The organism is Chryseobacterium luteum (assembly GCF_000737785.1).
In the GTDB taxonomy this organism is placed as follows: Bacteria; Bacteroidota; Bacteroidia; order Flavobacteriales; family Weeksellaceae; genus Chryseobacterium; species Chryseobacterium luteum.
The window spans coordinates 12,964-26,438 of sequence record NZ_JPRO01000022.1 but is presented as its reverse complement, the minus strand read 5'-3'; the positions used below and the strand labels follow the sequence as shown (position 1 = coordinate 26,438).

The following is a 13,475-nucleotide window of genomic DNA, read 5'->3' as shown; positions in this document are numbered from 1 at the left end:
AGAGATTATTTTTTCTGTAGTTCAACCACACCATAATGCAGCCATATTCCAAAGATACCGGTTTTGGTAAAATAGGTTTCATCTTTTCCAAATGTAACGGCTGTGTTGGGCTGTGTCTGGCAGATAAAGAAATGTCCGCCGTCAATGCAATTTATTTTTCCGGCTTTATGCAGATCTGTCCAGCCGAATTCCTGATAAGCATCACTGTCATTTTCTACATCAAATAAAAACCGTTTAACGGTCATTTTATCTTTACCCCCGTCTCTTTTTGAGGTCATGGACCATCGGGCTAAATCTGATTCTTCACTGGCCGGGATATCCCGGGGATCGGCATCTTTAATCCTGGAAACTTCCAGGGTATCTGTAGTCCTGGAAACCCCTTTGCTGATCTCGTTCACCATATAGGTCCCTGACCAGATATCCTTTTCTGTCTTTTTTTGTGCGGATAACAGATCAGACAAACCTAAAAGTATTATAAATAAAAAGAAACTTTTTTTCCGGTCCATTGTAAGAAGTTGTTATTTGTTTAATCGTGGTTTATGAAACCAATAAGCTGCATCCCCTGATATCGGAATGGTCTATTCTTCCCAGCACCTGAAATTTATCTTCCGGAAGCGTTTTACCCAGATCCTGTGTTGCTATAAAACAGCAGGAATGGATATTGGCAAGATCTATAATATTTACGGCTCCTGTTCTCCCCTCCTGCTCATAGGAAAAAGGATCTTCTGCATTCCGGACCATTATTTTCATCCAGCCGGGACATTTATATTCATTATTCCCGAGAGAATATGCCTGCGAAAGGAGCTCCGTCATTGAATATTCTGAATAAATTTTTTCTGTTTTAAAGCCATTCTGCAGAATTTTCAAAAGCTCATCCTTTGTCATTTCCTCTTTTCTTCCCTTCATTCCTCCGGTTTCAATAACTGTAAGATTATGAGATCCTGAAATGGAAAGATTAAGGGATTCAACGGTGTCAAGGAAATCCAGCAGGGCAAAAGAGACTCCGAAAAGAATCACTTTTTTATCTTTTAAATTATTTAAAAGCTCAAACAGCTCGGAATGATTGTAAAGAAAGTAGCCGTTTTCAGGTTTTGCAGATTTTTTCATGAGATAATCCACCATGTAGATCAGTGAGGAATTCTGTTTCTCCAGATAGCTCGGAAGAAGTCCCAGGAAAATAAAATCTTCCGGTTTTCCTATAAACTGCTCAAAGCTTTTATAGATACTTTCTTCATAGAGAGCCGGATCTGCAATAAAATGTTTTGAAAGATTCATCTGTGTGGTTCCCGAACTCTGAAAAAACAGATCAGCTGCTGCATTTTTATCTAAAATCTGGTGATTTTTAAACATTTCTATAGGCAGGAAGGGAATTTTTGTCAGGCTACCCACCTCAGCAGGATTTATTTTCAGAAAGTCCACGAACTTTCTGTATACCTCAACATTTTCATACTGATAACGAAAAGCTGCCAATGATGCATTCAGGAAATCCTGTTCTGTCTGTATGCTGAATATATTTTTCAATTTCTGAAGACTGTTTTAAGCTATTAACTACTCATAATGAGCCAATTATATAAAAATCCTGTTTTTTAATATTTTTTTAATCTAAGAATTATATTTTGGTCAACTTCTTGCAATCATTAACCCGGAATATGGATTAAAACAAGAATGAGCTTTGGTTCATTCGGAAATTACCTCTCTTAGGGGTAATTTTTTTTTGTGCCGTCCGCAAAGGTTTTCAATTCAAATTCTTTTTCAAAAACTCCGTAAGTAAAATAGGAGATCCAGTCGCCGAGATTGATATATTCAGCTTTCTGCTCAAGCTCCAGCACCATTGGAAGATGACGGTGACCGTAAATAAAGTAATCAATTTTCTGAGTCTTCAGCTTCTCTTTTGAATAGATGATCAGGAACTCTTTATCTTCTCCTAAAAACGCCTTATCCTCGTCTCCGGAAATCATTTTATTTTTCTGCGAAAGATACAAAGCAATCTTCATGGCAATATCCGGATGCAGCCATTTGAAAAACCACTGTGCCACAGGATTTGTGAACAGCTTTTTCATTCTTTTGTATCCCTTATCGCCGGGTCCGAGGCCGTCTCCATGAGCCAGCAGAAACTGTTTTCCGCCCATCTCAAAATACTGCTTCCTGTAAAAAACGGTGCATCCTATTTCTTCTTCCAGATAGTCTTTCATCCACAGATCGTGGTTTCCCACGAAGAAATAAATATGAATTCCACGGTCTTTCAGTTCGGCTATTTTCCCGAGAACACGTACATATCCTTTTGGAATCACATGTTTCCATTCGTGCCAGAAGTCAAAAAGATCACCCATTAAAAACAAAACCTGAGCATCTTCTTTGATATCGTCCATCCAGCGGATAAATTTCTCCTCACGCACTTTGCTTTCCTTAGGGGTAGGAGCGCCAAAATGCTGATCTGAAGCGAAATACACTTTTTTTCCAGGCTCTAAATTTATGATCGTTTTTAACACCGGTCTGAATTTTTATGGATAATTACTTTTACTTATTATCTTCTGCGAACCATTCTCCATAAGAGTTCTCTGTTTCGTGAAGCTTAAGATAGGCCAGGGAAACCTCAGCCGGAAGTTTTGATTTTATTTTTGCAGCAATGGCATAGAGCATATTTTCGCAGGTAGGCTGAAAGCTGCAGTAAATCACTTTATGTCCTTTATTTTCAAGATCTTCGCCCAGTTCTTTATGCGGAGACAATGCATTAACAAGCACTGCGTGATCCCAAAGATCCACAATCTCAGATTTTACGATACTTTTAATATCTCCGAAATCCACTACCATCCCGTTTTTGGGATTCCCCAAATCATTAATCACTTTTCCTTTTACCGTTACAAACAGTTTATAGGAATGCCCGTGCATATTTTTACATTTCCCATCATAGTTGTACAGCACATGGGCTGTTTCGAATGTGAAAATTTTTGTAATACGTATCATAATGCAAAGATAAGGCTTAAGTTTGAAATTAATTATTTTAGCTTTGATTTAAAATGAGAAATATGGGCAATGATAAAAAGGATCCGGAGTTTAAAAAAGGGCATAACTTTATAAGAAATTACCTTGGTAAAGATCATGTCTATTCTGATAAAGAAATTCAGGAAGAGGAAAAAGCAAAGCTTGAGAAGTGGTTTGATTACAAATTTATTCTGGATCTGGATTTCTGCGAATATCTGAAAAGCGTATCCGTTGAGGATCACAGAAGCGATAATTTTTCAGCAGTCTACCCTGTAACGGTTAAAAATGATTTACAGGCTCTTTATTTTAAAAATAGAGAACATCCTTTTTCGGTCTTGCCGGAGTATGCTGATTCATTGTATCAGGTCAACTTTGATATCAACCTGATTTCCAAATCTTACGACGAACTTTTCGCCAAAACATATCATCATCTGACAGGTGTTATGGATTCTAAAAATAAGAGCATCCTGATTCTTCCATTTTTTAACGAAGTAAAATATTATAAGGATTTCAGTGTATTTTGCTGTTCCATGTTTCCGGACAATGAAGAAGATTTGAATAACTTTACACGAAGACTTTTTTATTTTGACACCAAAGGGCGGTTTATAAAAGAGGAAAAGGGTTATCTCCCCAATGGCATCCCAACGATCGCTTTTAATGAACAGGACAACAGTTTTACAGAGATCAGCGTACCGTATGCTGAAAAAATTCATTCTCACACTTTATATACTATTGAAAAAGAGGATGGTTTTAGTTTAGTCAACCATCGGAATGAGCCTTTAATTGATGGAATTTATCAAAAAATATTCGTGAGCGATTCTTTAGACTCTGCCATCACGCCTTATGAAAATGACATTTTCCTTCATTCTTTCAGAGATAAATCTAAAATAAAGCTTGCAGAAGGACAGACTGTGGATCAGAAAAACTCACTTATCAGGTTTTTTGATGTTCATAAAAAATGGGGAATTTTAAATCATCAGGCTATTGAAACAGAACCTGGCTATGATTATCTGGACTGGACTTATGATCAAACAAAATTCAGAGCATTCAAAGGTGATTTCTCATGGAATTATGTTGACAATTTTGAAGAGCTGATCGGCACAAAAATCACCTCTCATAATCCGGACCTGTACACCAGCTATGGAAAGAAACTGGAAAACGGAAAATGGGGAATTATTAACCTGCAATCCGAAATCCTTATCCCATTTGAATACGAATGGATCGAAGAACTCAACGAAAATTTATACCTGGCCAACAAAAACGGAGACGTATACCGGTTCGATTTATATCATGAATACAGTGAATGGAAAAAACCTGAGGTAGACTATGATGAACATGTGGTAACGGGAGGAGAATGGTATATTCTGGATTTACAGGGAAATATCCTGAAAAAGCTAAATATAAAGGAACTAGAAGAATTATACCGTTCGGACTTCACTGAAGATTCAGAAGCATTTAATCAAAATAAAGGGATACAAGCTTACAAATTGTGATGATCATTATTTAATGCTATCCAGCCAGTTACTTTCCAGCCTTTTTATCTTTTGGGTTTTCATATCCACAAGAACCCAAAGCGTATCTGAATCCACAACAAGTTTATCGTTGCAGTAGAATTCAACTTTCCTGGGCTGTTTTATACCTTCCGGAGCTTTCGGATAGGTTTTAATGGTGATCACATCATTTAAAAACACCTGTTTTTTGTACTGAATATGGTGATCGACAAGTATCCATGCAAATTCAGCAAACTCTGTTTTATGCTTTAAGGAATCCCAATGTTCACCGGCAATTTCTTCTACCCAATGCACATACTGCACATTATTGACATGCTTATTTTGGTCTATATGCGCTTCGGTTACCCGTATTTCTTTTTGATACATTAAATCCATTCTTATTTCTTCTTCATTACTAATCAAATATATAAACTTTAAATTTTTAATTCTAATTTCGATCAAAAAACCTTCCCAAAACTGAGAAGGTTCACATCTTACAATTTTATATAATATGGAAAATGATCAATGAAACTGTGCCGTTTCCGTAGAATCTTTCATCGCTACTGTTGCAGAAGAACCGCCAGTGACTACATTCTGAACCTCATCAAAGTACCCGGTCCCCACAAAAGACTGGTGTTTTACCGCTCTGAATCCTTTCTGCTGCAAAGCAAACTCACGTTCCTGAAGTTCGGAATATCCAGCCATTCCTCTTTCTTTGTACGCTAAAGCAAGTTCAAACATTGCGGTATTCAGCGCATGGAAACCTGCAAGTGTAATAAACTGGAATTTATACCCCATTTTAGCAAGCTCTTCACGGAAATTACCCATTTCTTCCACACTCAATCTGGCCGCCCAGTTGAATGACGGTGAACAGTTGTAAGCCAGCATTTTTCCCGGAAACTGAGCATGAATTCCTTCTGCAAATTTTCTAGCCTGCTCCAGATCAGGATTGGAAGTTTCCATCCAGATCAGGTCTGCATACGGAGCGTATGAAAGACCGCGGTCTATGCCTTGCTCTACCCCATTGTTTACCACATAAAAACCTTCCGAGGTTCTTTCTCCGGTCACAAATTTTTTATCTCTGTCATCAATATCTGAAGTCAGAAGATCTGCTGCATCCGCATCTGTTCTTGCAATAATAATACTTGGAACCCCCAATACATCTGAGGCCAGACGTGCCGCCACCAGTTTATTAATCGCTTCCTGGGTAGGAACCAAAACTTTTCCTCCCAGATGCCCACATTTTTTTGCAGAAGAAAGCTGGTCTTCAAAATGAACGGCCGCTGCTCCCGCTTCGATCATCTGCTTCATCAGCTCAAAAGCGTTCAGGTTGCCACCGAATCCGGCTTCAGCATCCGCAATGATAGGAACTAAATATTCTTTGTTTCCGTTTCCGCTCACCGACTGGATCTGATCCGCTCTCAGTAAAGCATTATTGATCTTCTTCACCACAGAAGGCACTGAATTGGCAGGATATAATGACTGGTCCGGATACATTTCCCCGGAAAGATTGGCATCTGCTGCCACCTGCCATCCTGAAAGGTAGATCGCTTCCAGCCCTGCATCCACTTCCTGAACCGCCTGGTTTCCTGTTAAAGCACCAAGTCCGGCTACGTAATCCTGGCTATTCAGTTTATCCCAGAATTTTCTGGACATTTCTGTCGCAATGGTATAGTCAATTTTGTAAGAACCGCGAAGCTTCAGTACTTCTTCAGCAGTATATGGTCTTTTTACTCCGGTCCAGCGGGGATTGTTCAGCCAATCCTGTTCTATGGCACGGATCTGTTCTTGTGTTGTTTTCATAATATTTTGGATTTATTGTTTATTAGGGATCAGGGGTTTGAGGGTTTGAGAGTTTGAGAGTTTGAGAGTTTGAGAGTGGGAAAGTGTTTTAGAGTTGTATGAGTTATGAGCTAAATTGTTTTAGTATAAGAATCTTCTTGCTTTTTACCAGCACTTCTCCTACATCCAAACACGCCTACCCTACAACCCTCCCACTCTAAAACTCTCCCACTCTAGAACACTCTCACTCAATAAACGGATATGCTTTCAAGGTCAGGAATTCTTCAAATTTTTCTGAGAATACCAGTTCATTGAAAAGCTCTTTCGCAAGATTAAACTTTCCGTTTTTAAAGCGTTGTTCACCTACATATTTTTTAATATTTTCTATTTCTTCAGCTTCCCACTGAAGGATTATTTCACGGGTTAATGTAAGACCGCTGTCCAGTTTAGCATCGTTTTTCAGCCATTGCCATAGCTGTGTTCTGGAAATTTCAGCTGTGGCGGCATCTTCCATAAGATTGTAAATAGCTGCTGCCCCAACTCCCATCAACCAGCTTTCCAGATAGAGAATACCTACATTGATATTTTTTCTGACTCCTTTTTCGGTGATCTGGCCTTGTGGAACTTCCAGCAGATCTGCTTCTTTGATATGGTATTCCAATTTTTTACCGATCTGGTTCTGTGAAGGCATATACCGGTCGAAAATCTCTTTTGCGATGGAGACTAAAGCCGGGTGCGCCACCCAGGTTCCGTCGTGACCGTTTTTCGCTTCACGTTCTTTATCTTTTCTTACTTTTTCAAAAGCGGCTTCGTTGGCTTTATCATCATTTTTTACAGGGATCTGTGCGGCCATTCCTCCTATAGCATGAACGTTTCTTTTATGACAGATCTCAATCACTCTTTTTGAATAAGCGCTCATAAAAGGCGAAGTCATTGTTACCTGATCTCTGTCCGGAACCATAAATCCGGGAAGGTTTCTGAATTTTTTGATGAATGAAAAAATATAATCCCATCTTCCGCAATTCAGTCCGGCACTGTGGTGTTTTAATTCAAATAAAATTTCATCGATCTGAAATGAAGCTGTAATCGTTTCAATTAAAACAGTTGCTTTGACTGTCCCTTCAGGAATCCCCAGATAATTCTGGGCAAAAATGAAAACATCATTCCACCAGCGGGCTTCTTTATAATGTTCTAATTTTGGCAGGTAAAAATAAGGGCCGCTTCCGTTTTTCAACAGTTGTTCAGCGTTAGAAAAAAAGTAAATTCCAAAATCGGTTAGTGAACCTGATGCTTCCTCACCATTAATCTCGATATGTTTTTCCGGCAAATGCAGCCCTCTCGGACGCACCTGAAGAACGGCCGTTTTTTCATGAAGCTGATAGGATTTTCCATTTTCAGCAGTAAAATCTATAGTACGACGTACGGCATCCGCAAGATTAATCTGTCCCTGAATACAGTTTTCCCAGGTTGGCGAACTGCTGTCTTCAAAATCAGCCATAAAAGCAGAAGCTACGGAATTCAATGCATTGATGATCATTTTCCGGTCTACCGGTCCTGTAATTTCTACTCTTCTGTCTAAAAGATCTGGAGGAAGTGGTGAACAGGTCCAGTTTCCATTTCTGATTTCTTCGGTTTCGGGTAAAAATCCGGGAAGATTTCCTAAATCAAAAAGTTGCTGTGTTTTTTTTCTTTCTTCTAAAAGCGACCGTCTTTTTTGGTTGAAATTCTGATGAAGTGCAACTAAAAAATCGGTTAGCTCCGGAGTAAAAACCTCTCCAAACTGCTTGTGAGCTTTTATTTTCAATTGAATACTGGTTTCCATAACCTGTTGATTTTGTGATTTGACATTACAAACATAAATAAAAATATTCACAATTAGCGAACGTTCGCTAATTATTTTTAAAATTTATTATGCGGATAATCGCATTCCTTTTTCTATATTTGATTATGAATTCAGAAAGTGATTTTATCAAAACGGTCTTCGGATTAAAGCTGAAACAGCAGAGACAAAAGAAAAACTGGTCTCTGCAGGATCTTGCTGTAAAAACGGGACTGTCTAAATCTTATTTAAATGAAATTGAAAACGGAAAGAAATATCCGAAGCATGATAAAATCATCCAGCTTTCGGAATCATTGAGCTGCACTTTTGATGAACTGGTCTCCACTAAACTTGATAAAAGCCTGGCTCCTTTCAACGAGATCCTGCAATCGGATTTTTTCAAAGAAGTGCCTCTGGATCTTTTCGGCATCAGCAAAAACAATCTTATCAGCATCATCAGTGATGCCCCAAAAAAGGTAACCGCTTTCATCAATGCCCTGATTGAGATTTCGCAGAATTATAATTTGGGAAAGGAACGTTTTTATTTTGCCGTCCTCAGGTCTTTCCAGGAGCTTTATGACAATTATTTTCCTGAAATAGAGGATAAAACAGCAAAATTCATTAAGGAAAACGGATTGAATATCAGCAAAGACCTGAGAGCTTCTGTTTTGGAAAGTATTCTTACTGAAAAATTCAAATACAGCATAAGATCTGAAGATTTTGAACAGTTCGGCACGCTGGATAATCTGCGTTCTCTTTTTATTCCTGAACAGAAGCTTCTGCTTTTGAACCGGAAACTTGAAAAAGATCAAAGAACCTTTATTCTGGCCAAGGAAATAGGATTCAATGTTCTGGAACTGAAAATCCGCCCAAACACTTATTCCTGGCTGGATTTCGGTAGTTTTGAAGAGATCCTGAACAACTTTTATGCGTCCTATTTTGCCGGAGCTTTACTGATCTCTAAAGAGCAGACTCTTGAAAAAACCACGGAATTTCTCCTTCAGCATACCTGGGAACCGAAAAGCTTTGAGGAACTGATCGAAAGTTTTACTGACTCTCCTGAAACTTTTTATTACAGGCTTACGAATTTACTTTCCTCGGAATTGGGTATTAAAGACCTGTTTTACCTGTGTTTAGTGAAGAAAAAGAATTCGGATAAGATCCAGATTTTAAAGGAGCTTCACCTGAACCATCAGCAGGCACCTCATGCAAATGCTATGAACGAACATTACTGCCGGAGATGGATCGCGGTAAAGAACCTGCATCATTTAAAGGAAAATGAAACTCTTACGGATGCTCAGATCTCCCATTATAAGGATCAGGGAGTAAGCTATCTTGTTATTTCAACATCACAGAAAAATCCATTTTCTGACGGGAGCAACAGAAGCTACTGCCTGGGCATTTTATTAAATACATCAACCATTAAAAAGATCGGTTTTGTAAAATCCCCAACTCTAAAAACGATCAATGTAGGAGTGACCTGCGAATCATGCAGTATTCCGGACTGTGAAGTAAGGCAGGCACCACCGGTCCGACTGGAAAAGGAACATTTTAACCTGGGGATGAAGAATGCGATTGAGAAGATCAGGAAGCAGTTGATAGTTGATAGTTGATAGTTGATAGTTGATAGTTGTAAAATTAAAGTTCCCACACTAACTTCTTATTTAAAAAAACACACAATGATATTAGATTTATTTTTCCCTAATCGCTGTATTGAATGCAGCCGGATCATAGACGCAGATCTTTTGGTCTGCAGCTTATGTTTTGAGCAAATTCATTTTACCCACTTCGATTATTTCAGTGAAAATATCATCAAAGAAAAATGCAGGCTTCTGTTTCCGGTTGAAAACACTTATGGATTAATGAAATTTGAAGAAAATGGACTGAGCCGTAAACTTATCCATGAACTGAAATACAAAAGCAGGGAAAATGCCGGTAAAATCCTGGCTGAATGGACTACAGAACGCCTGGATTTCAAAAACAAAAAGCCTGATATTCTGATATCTGTCCCGCTTCATCCCAAAAAGCTAAGGGAAAGGGGTTACAACCAACTGCATCAGTTTACGGAAACTTTATCAAAATTTTACAGTATTCCATTCGACCATGAACTGATTCAAAGAAATCATTACTCAAAAGCACAGGCATTAAAAGATAAGAAGCACCGCCTGGAAGCCGCAAATCCTTTTTCTCTTTCAAAACCTATTTCCGGAAAGCATATTCTTTTAATAGATGATGTTTTTACGACAGGAAATACGGTATCATCCGTTGCCTGGGAAATTTTAAATGCGGGAGACAATAAGGTGAGCGTTTTGGTGATGGCGGTCGATGCTTAGTGTGTGAGTATGAGGGTTCTAGGGTTTGAGGGTATTAGAGTTTGAGAGTATTAGGGTTTGAGGGTTTTAGTGTTTCAGGATGTAGGTTATGATTTTGAATATTAAATGCTTAAATATTCATATTTTCAGACTCAATTCTTTTTCTTAATTTTCCGGTAAACTATTGATTATGAAAAACCTGCTTTTACTGCATGGAGCACTGGGACACAGCACTATTTTCAAGCCTTATGAACAGGAACTGTCAAAATATTTCAATATTCATACGCTTTTATTTTCCGGGCACGGAAATACGGAACTCCCTGAAAAAGGGATCAGTATTGAGAAATACACCGAGGAAATCAAAGATTATTTAGAAACAGAAGATGTAAAGGACGTTTGCATTTTTGGACACAGTATGGGAGGTTATGCCGCGCTTTGCTGTGCACTGAGGTATCCTGAAAGAATCAATTCCATCATGACGCTGGGCACCAAATTCGACTGGACCGAGGAACAGGCCTTAAAGGAGGGTAAAATGCTTGATCCCGAAGCTATTCTTTTGAAAGTTCCCAAGTACGCTGAACAGCTGGAAAATCAACACGGTGCACAATGGAAACAGCTGCTGCCCGCTATTGCAGAGATGATGGTTTCGCTCGGCAAAAATCCGCCCCTTAATGAAAATAGTCTCTGGGCTGTTAATATTCCCGTACAGATCATGACCGGGGACAAGGATAATATGGTGAGTATAGAAGAAAGTCTAGGTGCCTACCGGAGCATTCCGAATGCAAAATTGGCCATACTTCCGGACACTAAGCATCCCATGGAAAAAGTACGGCCTAATTTATTATTTGATCTGATGAAAGATTTCTGGAAACTTTCTTAGAGGCTGTTTAAATTTTTAAAACCTCGCTGATTTGGCAGATTACGCAGATTTTTATAAAATTTAAATGGGCTCTTAGTATTTACCGTTGAAGTTTTTCGCCGTAGCTTAAATCTCCGGCATCGCCAAGTCCAGGTGTGATATACCCTTTTGAGGTCAATCCTTCGTCGATGGCTCCTACCCATATTTTTGCATCAGGGTAAGCTTTTTCGATGGTTTCCACTCCCTGCCTGGAAGCAATGGCTGCCACAATGTGCAGCTGGGTCGGAATTCCGTTGGTCAGAAGGTCTTTGATAGCTTCAATTAACGAAGCTCCTGTTGCCAGCATCGGATCAGCTACGATCAGCGGTCTTCCTTCAATATTCGGGCAGGTAAGATAGTCCTGTTTGATGGAGAAGTAATCGTTGGCATCGTGCTTTCTGTAAGCTGCAACGAAACCGCAGTCTGCCCTGTCCAGATAGCTAAGGATTCCTTCAAACAAAGGAACGCCTGCTCTCAAAATCGTGGTGATTACCGGTTGAACTGCTATTTCCTGAACTTTAATTTTATCTAAAGGGGTTTGAATCTCTACTTCTTTATATTCCAGCTGTTTGCTGATCTCAAAAGCTGCAATTTCACCGATTCTTTCCATATTTCTACGGAATCTCATTCTGTCATGCTGGATGTCTATATTCCTAAGCTCATTGATCCAGGAGTTTACTAAAGAAAATTGTTTTGACAATACAATTGTATTCATTATTCTGAAAAAACTTTTATTAAAAATATTAAATTTTATATGAATAAAATCCCTTTTAGAAAAATCTAAAAGGGATCATTTTTTATTTCTGTCTGAAATATACTTCAATAGGAACTCCGGTAAACCCGAACTGCTTTCTCAATTGGTTTTCAGTAAATCTTTTGTAAGGTTCTTTTACATACTGAGGCAGGTTGCAGAAAAATACGAACTGCGGTGACGGCGTAGGAAGCTGCACACAGTATTTAATCTTAATATACTTTCCTTTGTTGGCCGGCGGCGGAGTCTGCTCAAAAATCGGAAGCATCACTTCATTTAATTTTGAAGTTTTGATCTTTTTCTTACGGTCTTCGTATACAACCATTGCCATTTCCACAGCTTTCAAAATTCTCTGCTTCGTTAATGCTGAAACAAAAAGAATCGGAATATCGCTGAACTGACCGATCTTCTCTTTAATTGAGTTTTCAAAATCTCTCACCGTGTTGGTTTTCTTATCTTCAATAAGATCCCACTTATTCACAACGATGACAATTCCTTTCCTGTTCTTTTGTGCCAAACCGAAAATATTCATATCCTGAGATTCCCAGCCAAGGGTTGCATCCACCATAATGATGACAACATCTGAAAATTCAATAGAACGGATAGATCTCATTACGGAATAGAATTCCAAATCTTCGTTTACTTTAGATTTCCTTCTCATTCCGGCAGTATCCACTAAAACAAATTCGTACCCGAATTTATTATAAAGGGTCTGAATACTGTCTCTTGTAGTCCCTGCAACATCAGTTACGATGTTTCGTTCTACATCAAGCAAAGCATTTGTTAAGGTAGATTTACCAACATTGGGACGACCTGCGATGGTAATTTTCGGCAATCCCTCGAAAGGATCTTTATAATCTGTTGTAGGGAAATCTTTAACAATATCATCCAAAACTTCTCCTGTTCCGGAACCTGTAGCTGAAGATAAAGTATAATATTTCTCAATTCCTAACTGATAGAATTCGGTAGCGTTTATTTCCTCTTTGGAAGAATCTACTTTATTGATAACGATATAAACGGGTTTGTTTGCTCTTCTGAGAAGTTCATGAATTTCGTAATCGGTATCGGTAAGGCCTTCTTCCACATTCATCATAAAGATGATGGATGTAGCTTCGTCTATTGCCAGCTGAACCTGCTTACGGATCTCTTCTTCAAAAATATCATCCGTTCCTACATCATATCCGCCGGTATCTATAACTGTAAAATCTACACCGTTCCAGTCGGATTTCCCGTAATGACGGTCTCTGGTAACACCAGCCGTAGAATCTACGATGGCTTCTCTTCTTTCCAGTAAACGGTTAAAAAGTGTGGATTTTCCTACGTTGGGGCGCCCAACGATTGCGACAATATTTGACATAAAAATGTTTAATAAATGAAATTATTAATGGGTATCTCCAACTTTTGGAGCCCAATTTTTTTGCAAAGATAAGATTTTATTATT

At 38.7% G+C, this 13,475-nt stretch carries 13 protein-coding genes; 4 read left to right on the top strand and 9 right to left on the bottom strand.

Going from position 1 to position 13,475, the window contains the following annotated elements; translation table 11 throughout:
• Positions 1-5: 5 nt before the first annotated feature.
• The 4 genes from IX38_RS18390 to queD form a co-directional block, all read right to left on the bottom strand.
• Positions 6-506, bottom strand: coding sequence for a hypothetical protein (locus IX38_RS18390; protein WP_034707388.1), 501 nt, complete (start codon positions 504-506; stop codon positions 6-8).
• Between the two features lie 31 nt (positions 507-537).
• On the bottom strand, positions 538-1,521 hold the full coding sequence (locus IX38_RS18385) for a LuxE/PaaK family acyltransferase (RefSeq protein WP_034707387.1): 984 nt from the start codon (positions 1,519-1,521) through the stop codon (positions 538-540).
• A 176-nt stretch (positions 1,522-1,697) separates the two neighbouring features.
• Positions 1,698-2,489: a UDP-2,3-diacylglucosamine diphosphatase gene (locus IX38_RS18380; protein WP_084680327.1), complete on the bottom strand. Its 792-nt coding sequence runs from the start codon at positions 2,487-2,489 to the stop codon at positions 1,698-1,700.
• A 28-nt stretch (positions 2,490-2,517) separates the two neighbouring features.
• Positions 2,518-2,964 carry a 6-carboxytetrahydropterin synthase QueD gene (gene queD / locus IX38_RS18375; RefSeq protein WP_034707386.1) on the bottom strand — a complete coding sequence of 149 codons (447 nt, stop codon included), beginning with the start codon at positions 2,962-2,964 and terminating at the stop codon, positions 2,518-2,520.
• 62 nt (positions 2,965-3,026) lie between these two features.
• Here queD and IX38_RS18370 point away from each other — a divergent pair, with 62 nt between their 5' ends.
• A complete protein-coding gene (locus tag IX38_RS18370) occupies positions 3,027-4,475 on the top strand; it encodes a WG repeat-containing protein (RefSeq protein ID WP_165570750.1) in 1,449 nt (482 codons plus the stop codon).
• 6 nt (positions 4,476-4,481) lie between these two features.
• On the opposite strand, the gene IX38_RS18365 is transcribed toward IX38_RS18370, so the two are convergent.
• From IX38_RS18365 to aceB, 3 genes are all read right to left on the bottom strand, one after another.
• Positions 4,482-4,859, bottom strand: coding sequence for an acyl-CoA thioesterase (locus IX38_RS18365; protein ID WP_228377997.1), 378 nt, complete (start codon positions 4,857-4,859; stop codon positions 4,482-4,484).
• Positions 4,860-4,994: 135 nt separating this feature from the next.
• Entirely contained in the window at positions 4,995-6,275 is a 1,281-nt protein-coding gene (aceA, locus tag IX38_RS18360) for an isocitrate lyase (RefSeq protein WP_034707382.1), read from the bottom strand.
• Between the two features lie 223 nt (positions 6,276-6,498).
• Entirely contained in the window at positions 6,499-8,076 is a 1,578-nt protein-coding gene (aceB, locus tag IX38_RS18355) for a malate synthase A (RefSeq protein ID WP_034707381.1), read from the bottom strand.
• Between the two features lie 125 nt (positions 8,077-8,201).
• Here aceB and IX38_RS18350 point away from each other — a divergent pair, with 125 nt between their 5' ends.
• From IX38_RS18350 to IX38_RS18340, 3 genes are all read left to right on the top strand, one after another.
• The gene (locus tag IX38_RS18350; protein ID WP_084680326.1) at positions 8,202-9,686 is read left to right on the top strand and encodes a helix-turn-helix domain-containing protein; all 1,485 of its coding nucleotides are present in this window, start codon (positions 8,202-8,204) and stop codon (positions 9,684-9,686) included.
• Positions 9,687-9,752: 66 nt separating this feature from the next.
• Positions 9,753-10,406 carry a ComF family protein gene (locus IX38_RS18345; protein ID WP_034707378.1) on the top strand — a complete coding sequence of 218 codons (654 nt, stop codon included), beginning with the start codon at positions 9,753-9,755 and terminating at the stop codon, positions 10,404-10,406.
• A gap of 169 nt (positions 10,407-10,575) precedes the next feature.
• Complete coding sequence (locus tag IX38_RS18340; protein WP_034707377.1) at positions 10,576-11,265, top strand: alpha/beta fold hydrolase; 690 nt, start codon at positions 10,576-10,578, stop codon at positions 11,263-11,265.
• Positions 11,266-11,344: 79 nt separating this feature from the next.
• On the opposite strand, the gene upp is transcribed toward IX38_RS18340, so the two are convergent.
• Entirely contained in the window at positions 11,345-11,998 is a 654-nt protein-coding gene (gene upp, locus IX38_RS18335; RefSeq protein WP_034707376.1) for a uracil phosphoribosyltransferase, read from the bottom strand.
• Positions 11,999-12,080: 82 nt separating this feature from the next.
• Positions 12,081-13,391: a ribosome biogenesis GTPase Der gene (gene der / locus IX38_RS18330; RefSeq protein ID WP_034707375.1), complete on the bottom strand. Its 1,311-nt coding sequence runs from the start codon at positions 13,389-13,391 to the stop codon at positions 12,081-12,083.
• Positions 13,392-13,475: the final 84 nt, after the last annotated feature.